Origin of the sequence: Streptomyces sp. NPDC006733, assembly GCF_040636125.1 — a bacterium.
GTDB lineage: Bacteria > Actinomycetota > Actinomycetes > Streptomycetales > Streptomycetaceae > Actinacidiphila.
Window position 1 is genome coordinate 35,173 of record NZ_JBEYJD010000006.1, and the last position, 17,179, is coordinate 52,351.

At 73.0% G+C, this 17,179-nt stretch carries 13 protein-coding genes and 2 tRNA genes; 5 read left to right on the top strand and 10 right to left on the bottom strand.

Going from position 1 to position 17,179, the window contains the following annotated elements:
- Nucleotides 1-19: 19 nt before the first annotated feature.
- From ABZ721_RS07735 to ABZ721_RS07755, 5 genes are all read right to left on the bottom strand, one after another.
- Nucleotides 20-577, bottom strand: a complete 558-nt coding sequence (locus ABZ721_RS07735) for a hypothetical protein (RefSeq protein WP_358787694.1) — start codon at nt 575-577, stop codon at nt 20-22.
- Between the two features lie 192 nt (nt 578-769).
- Nucleotides 770-1,900 carry a PP2C family protein-serine/threonine phosphatase gene (locus ABZ721_RS07740; protein ID WP_358787695.1) on the bottom strand — a complete coding sequence of 377 codons (1,131 nt, stop codon included), beginning with the start codon at nt 1,898-1,900 and terminating at the stop codon, nt 770-772.
- Nucleotides 1,901-1,922: 22 nt separating this feature from the next.
- Nucleotides 1,923-2,279: a monovalent cation/H(+) antiporter subunit G gene (gene mnhG, locus ABZ721_RS07745; RefSeq protein ID WP_358787696.1), complete on the bottom strand. Its 357-nt coding sequence runs from the start codon at nt 2,277-2,279 to the stop codon at nt 1,923-1,925.
- Between the two features lie 46 nt (nt 2,280-2,325).
- Nucleotides 2,326-2,544 carry a monovalent cation/H+ antiporter complex subunit F gene (locus tag ABZ721_RS07750; RefSeq protein ID WP_358787825.1) on the bottom strand — a complete coding sequence of 73 codons (219 nt, stop codon included), beginning with the start codon at nt 2,542-2,544 and terminating at the stop codon, nt 2,326-2,328.
- A 47-nt stretch (nt 2,545-2,591) separates the two neighbouring features.
- Complete coding sequence (locus ABZ721_RS07755; protein WP_358787697.1) at nt 2,592-3,113, bottom strand: Na+/H+ antiporter subunit E; 522 nt, start codon at nt 3,111-3,113, stop codon at nt 2,592-2,594.
- A 110-nt stretch (nt 3,114-3,223) separates the two neighbouring features.
- On the opposite strand from ABZ721_RS07755, the gene ABZ721_RS07760 reads away from it, so the two are divergent.
- A complete protein-coding gene (locus ABZ721_RS07760) occupies nt 3,224-4,681 on the top strand; it encodes a penicillin-binding transpeptidase domain-containing protein (RefSeq protein WP_358787698.1) in 1,458 nt (485 codons plus the stop codon).
- Between the two features lie 183 nt (nt 4,682-4,864).
- Nucleotides 4,865-6,337, top strand: coding sequence for a M1 family metallopeptidase (locus ABZ721_RS07765; protein ID WP_358787699.1), 1,473 nt, complete (start codon nt 4,865-4,867; stop codon nt 6,335-6,337).
- A 13-nt stretch (nt 6,338-6,350) separates the two neighbouring features.
- Here ABZ721_RS07765 and ABZ721_RS07770 read toward each other — a convergent pair whose 3' ends face one another.
- The 3 genes from ABZ721_RS07770 to ABZ721_RS07780 are packed head-to-tail and all read right to left on the bottom strand — an operon-like array spanning nt 6,351 to nt 11,322.
- Complete coding sequence (locus ABZ721_RS07770; protein ID WP_358787700.1) at nt 6,351-7,970, bottom strand: Na+/H+ antiporter subunit D; 1,620 nt, start codon at nt 7,968-7,970, stop codon at nt 6,351-6,353.
- Nucleotides 7,967-8,452, bottom strand: coding sequence for a Na(+)/H(+) antiporter subunit C (locus ABZ721_RS07775; RefSeq protein ID WP_358787701.1), 486 nt, complete (start codon nt 8,450-8,452; stop codon nt 7,967-7,969). Before ABZ721_RS07775 ends, ABZ721_RS07770 begins: the two co-directional genes overlap by 4 nt.
- Nucleotides 8,449-11,322: a Na+/H+ antiporter subunit A gene (locus ABZ721_RS07780; protein ID WP_358787702.1), complete on the bottom strand. Its 2,874-nt coding sequence runs from the start codon at nt 11,320-11,322 to the stop codon at nt 8,449-8,451. Before ABZ721_RS07780 ends, ABZ721_RS07775 begins: the two co-directional genes overlap by 4 nt.
- Nucleotides 11,323-11,436: 114 nt before the next feature.
- On the opposite strand from ABZ721_RS07780, the gene ABZ721_RS07785 reads away from it, so the two are divergent.
- Nucleotides 11,437-12,276, top strand: a complete 840-nt coding sequence (locus ABZ721_RS07785) for a metallophosphoesterase (protein WP_358787703.1) — start codon at nt 11,437-11,439, stop codon at nt 12,274-12,276.
- A gap of 138 nt (nt 12,277-12,414) precedes the next feature.
- Nucleotides 12,415-12,810, top strand: coding sequence for a nuclear transport factor 2 family protein (locus tag ABZ721_RS07790; protein WP_358787704.1), 396 nt, complete (start codon nt 12,415-12,417; stop codon nt 12,808-12,810).
- Nucleotides 12,811-12,924: 114 nt separating this feature from the next.
- Here the strand turns inward: ABZ721_RS07790 and ABZ721_RS07795 are convergent.
- A tRNA-Lys gene (locus ABZ721_RS07795) sits at nt 12,925-12,998 on the bottom strand.
- A gap of 122 nt (nt 12,999-13,120) precedes the next feature.
- Nucleotides 13,121-16,867, bottom strand: coding sequence for a S8 family serine peptidase (locus ABZ721_RS07800; RefSeq protein ID WP_358787705.1), 3,747 nt, complete (start codon nt 16,865-16,867; stop codon nt 13,121-13,123).
- 214 nt (nt 16,868-17,081) lie between these two features.
- Between ABZ721_RS07800 and ABZ721_RS07805 the strand changes: the two genes are divergently transcribed.
- Nucleotides 17,082-17,155, top strand: a tRNA-Lys gene (locus ABZ721_RS07805).
- Nucleotides 17,156-17,179 lie beyond the last annotated feature (24 nt).

Here is a 17,179-nt window from a genome sequence, read left to right on the forward strand (position 1 = left end):
GCAGCCGGCCGGGCGCATCTCACCCTCGGGCGCCTGGACTGCGGGAGTGGTCCGGCGCGGCCGGGGGTGGCTGGGGGAGCCCTGGGGCGGACTCGGCGGCCTCGGCCGCGGAGTCGGGCAGCAGGGCGCGGAAGCGGATCAGCACGGCACCGTCGACGGCGTGGTGCACCTGGACGCCGTCGATGTGCGCACCCCTCTCCGCGTGGTCGGCGAGCCGCTGGCACAGGGCGGTCGCGGCGTACGAATGCGGCGGGGCGGGCGGGACCGTGAGCGGTTTGTCGTAGCCGTAGTCGGTGACCGAGACCGTACATCGCGCCCCGTCGACCCCCAGCGTCACGCGGTAGCGGTGCGCGAACCCGTGGTCGACGACGTAGCCGCACGCCAGGGTGATCGCATCCGCCAGCTGCGCGCTGACCTCGCCGTACGGCCCCAGGGTGTCGAGCGCGGCACACGTCATCCTGGCGGCCAGATCGTCGCTGCCCGGGGCGCGGTGCAGCGAGAACGTCCAGGAGAGATCGAGAGTCGATCGCCGCGGGTCGGAGAGGGGGAGTCGCGAGATCGCCGCAAGCTTCGCCATGACGCCGGTCCACGTCCTGCAGAATCGGAGGCGCTGGAGCCCGGTTGGGCTCTGCCTGGAGCGGACCGGGGTCCAGGGGCCGCGTAGCAACCCTAGAACAGGCGAACGCCCCGCCGCTAGGGCATCTTGACGAGACGTCATTGCGTGAGTACTCAGTGCGATGCTTCCGGCCACGCCCCGGGCGGCGCCCGCTCAGGCGGTGGGCGGCAGGGGAGTCGGGGCGGCGGGCGCGAGCAGCAGCAGGACGACGTCGTCGCCCAGCGAGCCGCCCGCGTGGCGCAGCAGGTCGGCGTAGACCCGCTCGACGGCCGTCTCCAGGTTCTGCGCCAGCCCCGCCACCAGGGCGCCGACCCGGTCGGCGAGGGGGTAGAAGGAGCCGTCCTGCGCGCTGCGGGCCTCGATCACCCCGTCCGTGCACAGCACGAGCACGTCCGTGCCGCAGAGCGGTGCCTGCCAGGCCGCGGGCACGCCCTTGACCAGCGCGCCCAGGCCCAGCGGCACCCACGGGTCGGGCGGGTCCAGCGTCGTCACCGTGCCGTCGGCGGCGACGCGCAGCGGGGCCACGTGGCCGTAGTGCAGGAGGTCGACGGAGCCGGGGCCGTCGAACTCGACGAACAGGGCGGTGGTGAACTCGCCGGTGCCGACATGCCGCTGCACGCTCGCCTCGACGCGCTGCGCGACCCGGGTCAGCCCGCCTTCGTCGTACGCGGCCTCGCGGAACGCGCCGAGCACCACCGCCGCGGTCTGCACGGCGTCCAGGCCCTTGCCGCGCACGTCGCCGATGAGCGCGCGCACGCCGTGCGGGGTGTCCAGGACGGAGTACAGGTCGCCGCCGATCTGGGCCGCGTCCGCCGCCGAGACGTACCGGACGGCGAGCCGGACGTCGCCGACCCGGTCGCCAGGGGGCCGCAGCAGGGCGCGCTGGGCGGCCTCGGCGACCGAGGTGATCGCGCTGAAGGCCCGCTGCCCGGTCTCGCGCCGCCACGCGATGTAGGCGCTGAACAGGCTCACCACCAGGTAGGTGGTGAACTGGCCGGTGAGCAGGACCCAGTCGTGGATCTCCACGACCCCGTTGTACGGCGCGAGCAGCACCTGCGAGGCGAGGCCCAGGGCGGCGACGAGCAGGGTGCGCAGCCAGGTCGTCGTGATGGACGCCAGTGCCGGGGCGACCACCATGCCGGGCCCGATGTAGTGGTCCCGGCCGGCCGCCAGGTCCGTCACCGACACGACGGCGATGGCGAGCAGCGGAAGCCCCATGCCCTGGCGGGACAGGACGCTCTCCTCCAGGGACCGCAGCGCGCCGACGATCCTCGCATTTCTCACATACCGAACCTACCGGCTCGGCTCAGTCGGGGCCGGGTCGCGTCAGGTGGTCGTCCAGCTCGTCGAGGACCAGCCGGTCGGTGCGCACCTGCCCGGTGCGGTACGCGGCACGGCCCACCAGGTGCGCCGCCACTGGCACCGTCATCAGCTGGAACGTCCCGATCAGCACCAGGGTGCCGAGGTCCACCCAGGAGCGCAGCCGCAGCGCCACCCCCAGCAGGACCAGCAGCAGCCCCAGGACCTGCGGCTTGGTCGCCGCGTGCATCCGGGTCAGGGTGTCGGGCAGCCGCAGCAGCCCGATCCCGGCCACGCAGCAGAGCACGGCGCCCAGCAGCAGGCACACCGCCGCGACCCAGTCGCACGCGGATCCCCAGCTCATGGCGTCCCCCCGCTCATGGCGTCCCCCCGCCCACGCGTCCTCCGGCTCATGACGCGTCCTCGTCCCGGAAGGCGATGAAGCGGGCGATGGCGACCGAGCCGGTGAAGCCGAGGAAGGCCAGCACCAGCAGGACCGGCAGCGAGTACGGGGTGCGGTCGGCCGCCGCCTGCGCGCCCAGACCCGCGACGACGACGGCCAGCAGCGCGTCCACCGCCACCGCCCGGTCGAGCATCGACGGGCCGCGCACCAGCCGGACGAAGACCATCACCCCGGCCGCGATCAGCAGGCCGAGCACGGCCCCGGTGACCCATTTCACGCCGTGCCTCCAGAATCGAGCGCGGCGATCTCCGCGCGGGTGCCGAAGGCGCGCACCACCAGCGTCTCCAGCCGGCGCACCCCGTCCCTGGCCTCGTCGCTGTCCGCGCCCATGACGTGCACGAACAGCGTCGCGGTGGAGCGCTGGACCTCCAGCACGGCGCTGCCGGGCACCGCCGAGACGGCGATCGCGGTGGCCGTGAGCATCAGGTCGCCGGGGCAGCGCAGCCGGACCGCCAGCACCGCGCAGGGCAGCGGGCCGGGGGACAGGACCTGCCGGACGGTCCGCAGCCCCGAGGCGGTCAGATCGACGAGGAAGAGCGCGGCGAACCGCACTAGGCCGACCGGGTGAATCCGCAGCCCCAGGCCGAGCGGCGGCAGCGGGAAGACCAGGCAGAGCACGACCGCCACGACCACCCCGGTGATCACGTTCGCCGCCGTGACGCTGCCCCACAGCAGCACCCAGACGACGACGAGCCAGCCGACCAGCGGCCACTGATGTCCTCGCAGGGTGCGCACGGTGGCGATCCTCACAGAGCGGGACCGTTCCGCAGGTGAGCCGCGACCTGTGGGGAACCTGTGCTCACCCGCCGGAACCAACGCATCCCCCGGAAGCGTTCTTGCAGGGGATGAACAAGACAATCAGGCGTGCGTCGGTCTTCAGCCTCCTGCTCGTCCTCGCGGTCATGGTGCGGGTGACGTGGGTGCAGGCGGTGGACGGCCGGGCGCTCGCGGACGACCAGCACAACCGGCGGAACATCATCGCGCAGTACGCGAACCCGCTCGGGGACATCGTCGTGGGCGGAAAGCCGGTGACGGGCTCCACCACGACCAGCGGCGGGGACCTGCGCTACAAGCGCACCTACCCCGGCGGCGGCCTGTACTCGGCGGTCACCGGCTACAGCTCGCAGGTCTACGGCGCCACGCAGCTCGAGGGCATCTACCGCGGCGTCCTGGGCGGCACCGACCCGCGGCTGGGGAGCCTGCCCGACGCGCTCACCGGCAAGGCCGCAGAACCGGGCGACGTGATCACCACCATCGCCCCCGCCGTCCAGGAGGCCGCCTTCAAGGGGCTCGGCGACAAGAAGGGCGCGGCCGTCGCCCTCGACCCGGCGACCGGCCGGATCCTCGGCATGGTCAGCACCCCCAGCTACGACCCCTCGAAGATCTCGGGCGGTTCGAACGCGGACGGCTCGGCGTGGCAGGCCCTGCAGGCCGACAAGGACCAGCCCATGCTCAACCGGGCCCTGCGCGCCGCGTACCCGCCGGGATCGACGTTCAAGCTGGTGGTCGCCGCGGCCGCGCTGGAGAACGGGCTCTACCCGACGATCGACGAGCCGACGAAGAGCCCCAACCCGTACCCGCTGCCGAACTCCTCGCGGAAGCTCGTCAACGAGTCGGCCTCCGCGCCCTGTGAGAACGCGAGCATCAACGTCGCGCTCCAGTACAGCTGCAACAACGTCTTCGGGAAGATGGCCGTCGACCTCGGCCAGGACAAGGTGCGCGCCACCGCCGAGAAGTTCGGCTTCAACACCGCCGACCTGGACGTTCCGGTGCGCGCGGCCAAGAGCAGCTACCCGAAGGGCATGGACGCGGCGCAGACCGCCCTGTCCGGCATCGGGCAGTTCGACGACACCGCGACCCCGCTGCAGATGGCGATGGTCGTCGCGGCCCTCGCCAACGGCGGCGAGCTGGCGAGCCCGCACATGGTCTCGCAGGTCACCGACGGCAACGGCGCCGTGCTGCAGTCCTACCCGGACGGGAAGAGCACGCGCGCGGTCAGCGCGGACACCGCGCGGAAGCTGCGCGAGGCGATGGTCAACGTCGTGGACCACGGCACCGGCTCCAACGCGAAGATCAGCGGGATCGAGGTCGGCGGCAAGACCGGCACCGCCCAGCACGGCGAGAACAACAGCGGGACGCCGTACGCCTGGTTCGTCTCCTACGCCGACGACGGCAAGGGCCACCGGGTCGCGGTCGCCGTGGTCGTCGAGCAGTCGGACGCGGCCCGCTCGGAGGTCAGCGGGAACGGGCTGGCGGCGCCGATCGCGAAGGCGATGATGAAGGCCGCGTTGACAACAGGTTGAGCGGGGATCACGGCGGGTGGTCGCCGGGCGGTGTTTTGAGACGTTGTGTTGCGCGCGGTGAACGTCTTGAGACAGCGGGGGGCGAAGGGGTGGCTGGGACCACAGCCGCTTCCTAGGGTCGGGGTGTCCGAACTCACCCCGCGCTGGAGGACCCCTGTGCGTAAGAGAGCGATCGTTTCGGCCGTGAGCGCCGCCGGCCTGCTGCTGGCGATCCCGGCATCCGCCGCCGACGCAGGACCGGGCGCGCCCGGCATCGGCGACGCGTACTACCCGACGTACGGCAACGGCGGGTACGACGTGTCCCACTACGACCTGCGGCTGAAGTACCAGCCCGCCACCGACGAGCTGGAGGGCACCGCGACCCTGCTGGCCACCGCCACCCAGGGGCTGACCCGCTTCAACCTCGACTTCGCGCTGGACGTCAGCGAGGTCCGGGTCAACGGCCGGGTCGCGAAGTTCGCCACCAGCGGCGAGCAGGAGCTGGAGATCACCCCGGCCACCCCGCTCGCCAAGGGCCAGCAGGCCACCGTCGTCGTCCGCTACTCGGGCGTGCCCGGCAAGGTGAAGCGCTACGGCTTCACGTCCTGGCAGCGGACCCCCGACGGCGGCGTCGCCGCGAACGAGCCGGAATCCGCCTGGTGGTGGTTCCCCAGCAACGACCACCCGCTGGACAAGGCCACCTACGACGTCTCGGTGCTCGTCCCCGACGGCACGGCGGCGATCAGCAACGGCGTGCTGGTCTCGCAGACCTCGAAGATCGGCTGGACGCGCTACAACTGGCGGCAGAACAAGCCGCAGGCCACGTACCTGGCCACGCTCGCGGTCGGCAAGTTCGACATCACCACCAGCACCACCGCCAACGGGCTGCCCGTCATCAACGCCTACAGCAAGGACCTCGGCGACAACGACGGCGCCGCCCGCGCGAGCGTCGAGCGCACCGGCGAGATCATCGACTGGGAGAGCGAGTACTTCGGCCCGTACCCGTTCAGCGCCGCAGGCGGCTACGTCCCGAACGTGCCCACGCGCTACGCCATCGAGACGCAGGGCCGGGTCTTCTACAGCCCCCGGCAGTTCGCGGCCGGCTCGAACCCCTCGCTCGTCGTCCACGAACTGGCGCACCAGTGGTGGGGCGACAGCGTCTCGGTCGCCCACTGGTCCGACATCTGGCTCAATGAGGGCTTCGCCAGTTACGCACAGTGGCTGTGGTCGGAGTACCAGGGCGAGGGCACCACGCAGGAGCTCGCCGACTGGGTCTACGACCAGCACCCGGCCGACGACCCGTTCTGGACCGTGAAGCCCGGCGATCCCGGCGCGGAGAACCAGTTCGACAACGCCGTCTACGACCGGGGCGCGCTCGCCATCCAGGCGCTGCGCAACACGATCGGCGACACGGCGTTCTTCACCCTGCTCAAGGAGTGGCCGACGCAGCACCGGTACGGCAACGGCTCCATCGCCCAGTTCCAGCAGCTCGCCGAGAAGCTCTCCGGCAAGAAGCTCGGGCCGCTCTTCCAGACCTGGCTCTTCACCGCGTCCAAGCCGGCGGCGCCGGCGGCGGCCCCCAGGGCGGGCGCGCTGCGCGCGGCGCCGGCCGCCCCGCAGGCGGAGCCGAAGTCCTGGAAGCAGATCGAGGCGACGCACACCGCGCACAACCGGTGAGCCGGCCGAAAGGTCAGCGCGCCAGGACCGCCCGCACGTAGGGCGTCCGTGACAGGAGCTCGCCGGCCGCCCGGTCGGCGAGCCCCGTCAGGGGCCCCGCCAGCACGGTGTAGGCCAGCCCGAGCGCGACCAGGGCCATGGTCGCGGCGAGCATCGTGCGGGGGAGCGCGGCGGTGGTGGTGATGGAACGGCCGCTCAGCGACGCCGACTCGGGGCGCCCGGCGGGCATCGGGGTGTCCTCGTCGGAGTCGTCCTGGTCGTCATCGTCGTCGGTCTCCAGGACGGTGCCGTCCGCGCACAGATCGGGCGGCGCGGCCCGCCAGAACGCCAGGTTCCAGACCTTGACCAGCGCGTAGAGCGTCAGCAGGCTCGTCACCACCCCGCCGCCGACCAGGAGGTACGCCCAGACGCCGCCGTCGGCGACGCCCGCGCGCAGCAGTCCGAGCTTGCCGAGGAAGCCCGACAGCGGCGGGATCCCGGCGAGGTTCATGGCGGGCACGAAGAAGATCGCGGCCAGCAGCGGCGAGATCCTGGCGAGCCCGCCGAGCCGCTGCAGGTCGGTGGTGCCGCCCCGGCGCTCCACCAGGCCGGTGACGAGGAAGAGCGTGGTCTGCACGGTGATGTGGTGCGCGACGTAGAACACCGCGCCCGCGACGCCGCCGCGCGAGGCCAGCGCGATGCCGAAGACCATGTACCCGATGTGGCTGACGAGGGTGAACGACAGCAGCCGTTTGAGGTCGGTCTGCGCGACCGCCCCCAGGATCCCGACCACCATCGACAGCAGGGCGATCAGCATCAGCGGCTCGGCGAGCCGGGTGCCGGGGAACAGCAGCGTCTGGGTGCGCAGTATCGAGTACACGCCGACCTTGGTGAGCAGTCCGGCGAAGACGGCGGTGACGGGCGCGGGCGCGGTCGGGTAGGAGTCGGGGAGCCAGGCGGCGAGCGGGAAGACGGCCGCCTTGATGCCGAAGACGGTGAGCAGGGCCAGCTGCAGCACCAGCCGGATCCCGGCGGGCAGGTCGGCCAGCCGCACCGAGAGCTGCGCGAGGTTCATGGTGCCGGTGGCCGCGTAGACCATGCCGATCGCGACCAGGAAGAGCACCGAGGACAGCAGCGACACCACGATGTACGTGGCTCCCGCGCGGATCCGGGCCGCCGTGCCGCCGAGCGTCAGCAGCACGTAGCTCGCGGTCAGCATGATCTCGAAGCCGACGTAGAGGTTGAACAGGTCCCCGGACAGGAACGTGTCGGAGACCCCGGCGACGAGGATCAGGTACGCGGGGTGGAAGACCGACAGCGGGGTCGCCTCGTCGCGGTCGGCCATGCCCTGGCCGATGGAGTACACCAGCACGCACAGCGTCACCGCGGACGACACCACCAGCATCAGCGCCGACAGCCGGTCGGCGACCAGCGCGATGCCGATCGGGACCGGCCAGCCGCCCGCGTGCATCACCTGCGGCCCGTCCCGGTCGGCCGCCACCAGCAGGGCGACCGAGGCGGCCAGTACGGCGCTGAGAACGGCCGCGCTGATGAACCGCTGGATGCGGGGGAGCCGCAGTCCCACGGCGAGCTTGAGGCCCGCCGCGAAGAGCGGGAGGACGACGGGCAGCGGCAGCAGCGTGGTCGCGTTCACCGGTCGGCCCCCAGCACGTTGTCCCACAGCTCGTCGTCGAGGTCCTCGGAGTCCTCGGCCCGCGCCTGCCGGGCCCGGTCCGCGCGGATCACCGCCCGCAGCTCGGCCCGGGTCCCCTCGTGCTCGGCCCGCAGCGCGACCCGGATGTCCTCGACGTCGTCCTGGACGTCGTCGCTGCCGGTCAACTGCCAGCTGCGGTACGCCACCGCGAGCAGGAACGCGGTCAGCGCGAGGGTGATCACGATCGCGGTCAGCGCCATCGCCTGCGGGAACGGGTCGGAGACCGCCGCCGGATCGGTGCCGGAGGCCAGCAGCGGCGCCTTCCCCGACGGGCCCGAGGTGGCCAGCACCAGCAGGTTCACCCCGTTGCCGAGCAGGACGGCGCCGAGCAGGATGCGGGTCAGCGGGCGGGCGAGCAGCAGCGCCGTCCCGCAGGCGAACAGCACCCCGCCGGCGGCGATCAGGGCGATGGTGGCGGTCATGCCGTCCTCCTGGCTTCCTCGCGCTCGATCTGCTGGTCGATCTTGGCGCCGAGGCTGCGCAGCACGTCGAGGACGACCCCGAGGACCAGCAGGTAGACACCGAAGTCGAAGAGCACGGAACTGGGGACGTGCACGTCGCCGAAGAGCGGCAGCCGGGTGTGGAACACCCCGCCCGCCAGCACGTCCGAGCCGAGCACCAGCCCGCCCAGGCCCGTTCCCACGGAGACCATCAGGCCCGTGCCGAGCAGGAACCCGGCGTCGACGGGAGCGGCCTCCGCCAGCTCGTACCGGCCGCCCGCCAGATACCGCACGACGAGCGCGAGGCCCGCGACGAGCCCGGCGGTGAAGCCGCCGCCCGGCAGGCTCTCCGCGCAGAACAGCAGGTACAGCGAGAGCACGAGCACGGGGTGGAAGACCAGCCGCGCCACCACCTCGAAGACCACCGACCGCCGGTCGGGGTCGAGGGTGTCGCCCGCCGCCAGCCAGGTGCGCTCCGGCGCGGCGCGCGGACCGGCGCGCACCTCCGACGCCCACACGCCCGCCGCACCGCCCTCGTCCTGCGCGCGCGGCAGCGAGCCCGCCCGGCGGCGCAGGTAGACCAGGCTCGTCACGCCGACGGCGGCGACCGCCAGCACCGCCGACTCGCCCATCGTGTCCCAGGCGCGCAGGTCGACGAGGATCGTCGCGACGACGTTCTGCAGCCCGTCGTGCGCGGTCTCGGCGACCATGTCGGCGCCCGCGGCCGGATGCCTGCGGGCCGCCACCGCCAGGTACGTCAGACCCGCCGCGAGCGTGCCCGCGGTGACCCCGAGCGCGGCGTGCAGCGCCCGGCGCCACGCCGTCGCCGTCGGCGGGAAGCGGTGCGGCAGGCGGCGCAGCACCAGGACGAAGACGACGATGCTGGTCGTCTCCACCGTGAACTGCGTCAGCGCCAGGTCGGGCGCGCCCTGCAGCACGAACAGCACGGCCGTGCCGTATCCGGTCGTCCCGGCCAGCACCACCGCCTTCATCCGCTGCCGGGTCGGCAGGCACAGCACGCCCGCCGCCGCCACCGCGACCGCCACGGCGATCTGGGCGGCGTCGTCCCCCCAGCGCGGGGCGCCGCCCCACGCCCACGGCCGGTCGGTGAGCAGCGCCGCCGCCTCGGCGCCCGAGAAGACCAGCAGCGCCGTGCCGAGGTAGACCGGCAGCGAGCCGCGCTGGATGCTCCCGGTGAGCTGCAGCGCGAAGCGCTCCGTCTGCCACAGGATCTGGGCGAACGCCGTCTCGGCGGTCGGCAGCGCGAGCCGCTTGCCCCAGCGCACCAGCCGGTCCCGTACGACGAACAGCGCGACGCCGGCCGCCCACGCGATCTCCGACAGGGTGAGCGGCAGCCCGAAGCCGTGCCACAGGGCCAGGTGGTACGGGGTGCCCACGGACGGGAAGGCGGACGCGTACCGCTCCATCAGCGGCTGCAGCCGGCCCACCCCCGGGCCCAGTAGCAGTCCCGCCAGCGCCAGCAGCGCCGTGGGAGCCAGCAGGGCCGGGGCCGTGCGCCGCCGCGTGCTGCGCGCGGGCGGCAGGTCGGGCGACGTGGCCGGGCCGAAGGCGCCGTACAGGAAGCGCAGCGTGTACGCGGTGGTCAGGGCAGACCCGGCGACGGCGGCGTACAGGGTGAGCCGGTCGGCGGGGCCGCCGGCCCAGAGCGCGGCGAACGAGGCCTCCTTGGCGGCGAAGCCGAGGAAGGGCGGCAGGCCCGCCATGGACGCGCCCGCGAGGCAGGCGGTGCCGCAGACCAGTGGCATCGCGCGCGCCAGCCCGCCGAGGCGGCGGATGTCGCGGCTGCCGGTGGCGTGGTCGACGATGCCGACCACGAGGAACAGCGGCGCCTTGAACAGCGCGTGCGCCAGCAGCATGGTGGCGCCGGCCAGCGCGGTGTACCGGGACCCCGCCCCCACCAGCGCGGTGAGGAAGCCGAGCTGGCTCACCGTCCCGTAGGCGAGGATCCGCTTGAGGTCCGTCTCGCGCAGCGCCCGCCAGCCGCCGAGCAGCATCGTCGCGGTGCCGAGCGCCAGCGTCACGCCCCGCCAGGGCGCGACCGCGGCGAAGGCGGGGGAGAGCCGGGCGACGAGGTAGATGCCGCCCTTCACCATGGCCGCCGCGTGCAGATAGGCGCTGACCGGCGTCGGCGCCGCCATCGCGCCGGGCAGCCACAGGCTGAACGGCCAGACCGCGGACTTCGACAGCGCCCCGGCCAGCACCAGCACCAGGGCGACCGGCACCGCCGTGCCGCCCAGCGGCGGCGGGTGCGCGACGAGGGCGGAGATCCGGTACGTTCCGGCCGCCTGACCGAGCATCAGCAGGCCGACGAGCATCGCGAGGCCGCCGACCGTGGTGACGAGCAGCGCCTGCAGCGCGGAGCGCCGGTTGGCCTTCTTCACCGACAGGTGGCCGATGAGCAGGAACGAGAAGACGGTGGTCAGTTCCCAGAAGACGTACAGCAGGATCACGTCGTCGGCGAGGACCAGCCCCAGCATCGCCCCGGCGAAGGCGGTCAGGTTGCCCGCGAAGCTCGCCAGCCCCGGCTCGTCGTCGTCGAAGTACCCGCCGCAGTAGCCCAGTACGAGCGCCCCGACCCCGCCGACCAGCACCGTCAGCAGCAGCGCGAGGGCGTCGAGGCGCAGCGCGATGTCCAGCCCGAGGGCGGGCGCCCACCGCCACCGCTCGACGCGCACCGCGCCGCCGGCCACGGACCCCCACGCGGCGAACGCCCACACCGCGGTGGCGGCGGACGGCAGCGCGAGGACGAGGAAGGCGCGCCGGCCGAGCCACCGCACCAGAGGGGAGGCGCAGCCGGCGAGGACGAAGTGGGCGGTGACCAGGACGAGCACGCGGCGAACACTTCCCCCGCCCGGGCGGCACGGCCGACCGGCGCGCCAGACGTAGGCCAGGATCACCCATTGGGCGGGGTACCGCCCCCGCCCGGATCCGCCTACGGTCTGCATATGCCGGATGGAAAACTCTGGGGTATCAGCGACCTGCACGTGGCCTTCGCGGAGAACCGGAAGATCGTCGAGGGCCTGCGCCCCGAGTCGGACACCGACTGGCTGATCGTCGCGGGCGACGTCGGCGAGCTGACGGACGGCATCGAGTGGGCGCTGACGCTGCTCAGCGGCCGCTACGCCCGGGTGGTGTGGGCGCCCGGCAACCACGACCTGTGGACGCCCGCCGAGGACCCGGTCCAGTTGCGCGGCGACGAGCGCTACCGCCACCTGGTCGAGATGTGCCGGTCGCTGGGCGTGCTGACCCCGGAGGACCCGTACCCGGTCTGGGAGGGCGCGGGCGGCCCGGCCGTGGTGGCGCCGCTGTTCGTCCTCTACGACTACACGTTCCGCACCGAGACGGCTTCGACCAAGGAGGAGTCGCTCGCCCAGGCGTACAAGTCCGGGATCGTGTGCAGCGACGAGTTCCTGCTGCACCCGGACCCGTTCCCGAGCCGCGACGCCTGGTGCCGGGCCCGGGTGAAGGAGACCGAACGGCGGCTGCTGGACTGCGACCCGGCCCTGCCGCTGGTCCTGGTCAACCACTTCCCGCTGGTCCGCCAGCCCACCCGGATCCTGCACTACCCGGAGTTCGCCCAGTGGTGCGGCACCGAGCGCACGGCCGACTGGCACCAGCGCTTCACGGTGAGCGCGGTGGTCTACGGCCACCTGCACATCCCCAGGACCGCCTGGTACGACGGCGTCCGCTTCGAGGAGGTCTCGGTCGGCTACCCCAGGGAATGGAACCGCCCGGGTCACCCCAGAACCGTCCCCCGCCAGATCCTCCCGGCGCCGGCCGCCTGAGCCGCGCGCCCGCTTGCGCCGGTCGGGGCCGCCGAGCGCCGGGCGCCGGTGCGCGGAGGCTGGTCCGGCGGTGTGCGCGGTGGGAAGGTGAAGTCGTCATCCTCTGTCCGTGCATGTCAGGGAAGGTGGCGAAATGCCATGACCGAGCATCCGAACGCCGCGCTGGTCCGCCGGGGCTACCAGGCGTTCTCCCAGGGCGATATGGACACCCTCGGCGGGTTGATGACGGCCGACTGCGCCCACCATGTCCCCGGGAGCAACCCGCTCTCCGGTGACTTCGAGGGCGTGGAGGCGATCGTCGCCCACTACGCGGAACTCGCCGCGGAGACGAACGGCACGCTCCACGTGGAGCTGCGGAACGTGTTCGTCGACAGCCGCGGCCACGTGATGGCGGTGCACCAGGTCACCGCCGAGCGGGCCGGCAGGAAGCTGGACATGGCGGGCGGCATCGTGTTCCGCGTCGTCGACGGCGCGATCACCGATCTCGACGAGTGCATGGAGGACCTGGCGGCGGCGGACGACTTCTGGTCCTGACCCCTGGCCCCCGACCCCGACCATCGACCCCGACCTCTGATCCCGGACCCGGCCCGTGCGGAAACGGCGAAGGGCGCCCTTCCCGGAGGAAGAGCGCCCTTCGTCTTTCTGCTGTGCGCCGTCAGGGACTCGAACCCCGGACCCGCTGATTAAGAGTCAGCTGCTCTAACCAACTGAGCTAACGGCGCCTACGTGTCAATCATACGGGGCCGGAGGGGGTGCTGATGACCATCCCCTCCGGCCCGCGCCATGATCGGCTCGGAGCTTCCGGATCGGCCGGCGGATCAGCCGGCCGATCCGCCGACGGGGCTCAGCGGAGCCCGAAGGCCCGGATGATGTCCTGGCTGACGGTGCCGCCCTTGCCGTCCTGCGCGGTGGCCCGCAGCGAGACCGCGCCGCCCGGCTTGTTCGGCGTCCTGACCAGCGTGCTCCAGGAGCCGTCGCCCGTCCTGACCAGGAGCGTCGGCGCCCAGCTCTTGCCGTCGTCGTACGAGACCGACAGCGTCGCCCTGGTGGCCTTCGTCACACCGCTGAGCCACTCCTGCGTGCGGGACGAGAGGCCGATCCGCGTCCACTGCCCGGCCCTGACGTCACCCGCGGTGTCCATGGGCACGTCGTAGTCGAGCTGCAGCAGCTTGATGTCCTCCTGGAAGGGACCGTCCTTGGGCAGCGGACCGGAGACGAAGCCCCATTCGGTGCGGGTGCGGATGGAGGACTTCCAGACGGCCGCGTCCCGGGCCGAGTCCAGGACCATCCGGTACGGGACGGTGCCGGGGACGGCGGTCCACCCGCCGGCCCGGCCCGCGCCCTTCCGCAGCAGGGTGTCGCCCTGGTAGATCGCGTAGGTCGTGGTGTCGTACTCGTCCGACGGCATCGAGCCGGAGTGGCCCGCGCCCGCGTCCGTCCACGGGGTGAGGTTGAACTGGATGTCGTCGTAGACGCTGCGGTTCGGGCCCCAGAACGCCTGGCCCAGACGCGGCCGCTGCACCCCGCCGAACCACGACGTGGTGTAGTGCCGGCCCGTGGTGAAGTGGTCGTTGCCGCCGCGCATCTCGAACAGCTCGTCCGAGTAGTCGGCCTGGTAGACGGCGTGGTCCTCGTACCAGAAGCCGGCGCCGTGCTGCTGCGAGACGTACTCGGTGCGCCGGGACGGGTAGGTCTCCTTCTCGGCGAAGCCGACGCCCGGGCCCCAGGCGGGGATGTCGTAGCGGAAGCCGCCGCCGGCCCGCTGCCGGTCCCCGTTGTACGTGGCGTCGATCCGGGCGAGGTCGCGCTTCGGGTCGGGGGTGTAGGCGAGGGAGCGGTCGGGGATCGTGCCGTCCTGCTGTGAGAGCAGGTCGTAAAGGTAGCGCGGCTCGGCCCGCTGCGTCACGTCGAGGGTGAGCTTGCCGCCCTTGGCGTCGGCGATCAGCCGGGCGCCCGCCTCGCGCATGATCGTCACGACGCCGAGCGGGGTGCTCGTGCCCGCGTCGTCCGCGTAGTACTCCGAGAGCCGGCCGGTGCCGTCGTTGACGACGATCAGCAGCTTGGCGCCCGCCTTGAGCGCGTTCGCGGCGCGGTCGGCCGGGGAGACGTCGTCGCTGCGGGTGACCACGACGGCCTTGCCCCTGGTGTCCAGCCCCGCGTAGTCGGCCGCGGCGCCGCTGCCCGCGGTGACGACCCGCAGCTTGGCCGAGCCGTTGCCGACGGTGGCGCCGGCCTGCGGCATCAGTTCCAGGTCACGGCCGCGCGAGGAGGCGTCGACCTGCTTCTCGCCGAGCCGCCAGCGGGTCACGAAGGAGAAGGTGCCGTCGGTGACCTTCCGGGTGGGCGCGGCGTAGATCGCGTCGTACATCGGCGGAACGACGTACGCGTCACGGACGAGGTTGCCGTTCGAGAAGGTGCGGGCCAGGTCCAGGTGCAGCTGGCGCTGCTCGGTCTCCTGCGGGACGCGGGCGCTGACCTTGTGCGCCGTGCTCGCGTCGAGGGTGACGGTGGCCGCCTTGGTGAGCACGGTCTCGGGGCTGGCGAGCACCGCCAGGCCGAGGGAGTCCGCGCTGTCGCCGGCGACCTCGATCTCCGCGTACGCCATGTACGTGCCCGGCGGCAGGCGCAGCGTGCGCTGGCCGTCCACGCCCAGCGGCGACAGGTACGGGTCGCTCTTCTCGGCGAGGACGACGGTGCCGGCGGCGGGCTTCCCGTCGCGTCCGGTCAGCTTGATCGTGTAGTCGTAGAGCTCCTGCTCCTTGGTGAGCGCGAAGCCGGTGTGCGCGACGGTCCTGCCGCTGGCCGCGTCGACCGCGGTGACCTGGCCGGAGAAGGTGGTCGCGGCCGGGACGGTCGTCGGGTCGAGGGTGAGGGTGACGGCGGCGGTGCCGCCCGCCGGGACGGTGACCGTGCTCGCCGACAGCGTGTAGGCGCCCGCCGCCCGGGCGGCCGGGTCCAGCGCGAGGTTCAGCGTGACGTCCGCGGTGCCGTTGTTGCGGTAGGTGATGGTGCGCGTGGTGCTCGCGGCCCCGGCGTGCGGCCACTTGTAGACGGCGGCGGCGACCGACCCGGTGGCCTGGACGGTGGCGTCGACGGCGGCGAGCACGTCGAGCCGGCCGGTGCCCATCTCGTACGGGGTGAAGTCGGTGAGCTGCTTCGACGAGGTCATCAGCGCGTCCTTGAGCTGCTGACCGGTCCACTCCGGGTGCCGCTGCTTGAGGATCGCGGCGGCGCCCGCCACGTGCGGGGTGGCCATCGAGGTGCCGGACATCGTCTGGTACATGCCGCTGCCGGAGGCGAGCGCCTGCGAGCGGGCGGCGGTGATGTCGACGCCGGGGGCCGAGATGTCCGGCTTGAGGCCGTACGAGCCGGTCAGCGGTCCCATGCTGGAGAAGTCGGCGCGGCCGTCCTGCTTGTCGACGGCGGCGACGGTCAGCGCGGTGGCCGCCGAGCCGGGTGCGCCGATGGAGCCGGCCGCGTACGCGTTTCCGGCGGCGATGACGAAGAGCGGTCCGCCGTTCGCGGAGAGGCTGTCGACCGCCTGCGCCATCGGGTCGGTGCCGTCGTCGGGCAGCGGCGAGCCGAGGCTCATGCTGACCACGTCGGCGCCCTGGGCCTTGGCCCACTCCATGCCGGCGATGATCCCGGAGTCCGCCCCGGAGCCCTCGTCGGAGAGCACCTTGCCGATCAGCAGCTTCGCTCCGGGCGCGACGCCCTTGTAGTCGCCGCCGGAGGCGGCGCCGGTGCCCGCGATCGTCGAGGCGACGTGCGTGCCGTGGCCGTTCCCGTCGGTGACGGCCTGGCCGGGGACGAAGCTCTGCTCGGCGACGACCTGGTCCTTCAGGTCCGGGTGGGTGGCGTCGATCCCGGTGTCCAGGATCGCGACCTTGCGGCCCTTGCCGTCGTACCCCTTCGCCCACGCCTGCGGCGCGTTGACCTGCGGCACCGACTCCTTGAGGCTCGCCTCGACGCGGCCGTCCAGCCACAGCCGGTCGATGCCGTTGTCGAGCGACCGCGCCGACCGCGCCTTGGCGGGCGCGGCCACGACGTCCTGCCAGAAGGCGCGGGTCTCCTTCTTGCGCGCCTTGAGCGCGGTGCCGCCGATGCTCGGCAGGGCGCGGGTGGCGGTGCTGCCCGCGGGGGCGGCGGGCAGCGACCGGGCGGAGCGGGCGGCGGCGGTGTAGGTGGCGATCATGGGGACGCCGCCGGAGCGGGCGTCGTCGTACCCCATCTTCACCAGCGCGGTCAGGTCGAACAGCCGGCGGTCGAGCCTGCCCGCGGCGAGCAGCGGCAGCGCCTCGTCCGGCAGGACGTAGGTCTCGCCGCCCGCCTGCTGGATGTGCACGCCGCCGGGGGCGCCGTGCGGACGGTCCACGGTGACGGTGTCCTGGGTGCCGGGCCCGTCGGCGAAGTGCACGACGTCCCCGGTGACCAGGGTGATGTCGTACGTCCTGGCCTGCGGCGGCGCGGTGCGCGGGGTGGCGCCCGGGGCGGCGGCGGTGGCGGGGGTGGCGGGGAGGAGGAGTCCGGTGCTGAGCGCGAGCGCGGTGGCGCTGGCGAGCAGGGAGGCACGGCGTCTTATCGGCGTCATGCACATGATCTACCGGCCCGGAGCGGCGCCGCGCACCGGGCCGGCCTGGCAGGATCCCGCCTGGCGGTGATCCGCCGCCGTTCCGGATCCGTTTCGCCGCCGTTCGCGGCTTGTCCGCCGCCGTGCCGCTGTCTGTCCGCCGCCGTGCCGCTGCCGGTCGGCGGCCTGTTTTTGAGCACCCCGGAGGATCGGGTACGATCTTCCATGTCAGCACGCGCCGTTAGCTCAGTTGGTTAGAGCAGCTGACTCTTAATCAGCGGGTCCGGGGTTCGAGTCCCTGACGGCGCACCGACGGTCGAAGGCCCCTCGCGG

Coding starts and splice junctions, on each gene's coding strand:
- ABZ721_RS07735 (WP_358787694.1), bottom strand. CDS start 577: ATGGCGAAGCTTGCGGCGATCTCGCGACTCCCCCTCTCCGACCCGCGG.
- mnhG (WP_358787696.1), bottom strand. CDS start 2,279: ATGAGCTGGGGATCCGCGTGCGACTGGGTCGCGGCGGTGTGCCTGCTG.
- ABZ721_RS07750 (WP_358787825.1), bottom strand. CDS start 2,544: ATGGTCTTCGTCCGGCTGGTGCGCGGCCCGTCGATGCTCGACCGGGCG.
- ABZ721_RS07760 (WP_358787698.1), top strand. CDS start 3,224: ATGAACAAGACAATCAGGCGTGCGTCGGTCTTCAGCCTCCTGCTCGTC.
- ABZ721_RS07775 (WP_358787701.1), bottom strand. CDS start 8,452: ATGACCGCCACCATCGCCCTGATCGCCGCCGGCGGGGTGCTGTTCGCC.
- ABZ721_RS07785 (WP_358787703.1), top strand. CDS start 11,437: ATGCCGGATGGAAAACTCTGGGGTATCAGCGACCTGCACGTGGCCTTC.
- ABZ721_RS07790 (WP_358787704.1), top strand. CDS start 12,415: ATGACCGAGCATCCGAACGCCGCGCTGGTCCGCCGGGGCTACCAGGCG.
- ABZ721_RS07800 (WP_358787705.1), bottom strand. CDS start 16,867: ATGACGCCGATAAGACGCCGTGCCTCCCTGCTCGCCAGCGCCACCGCG.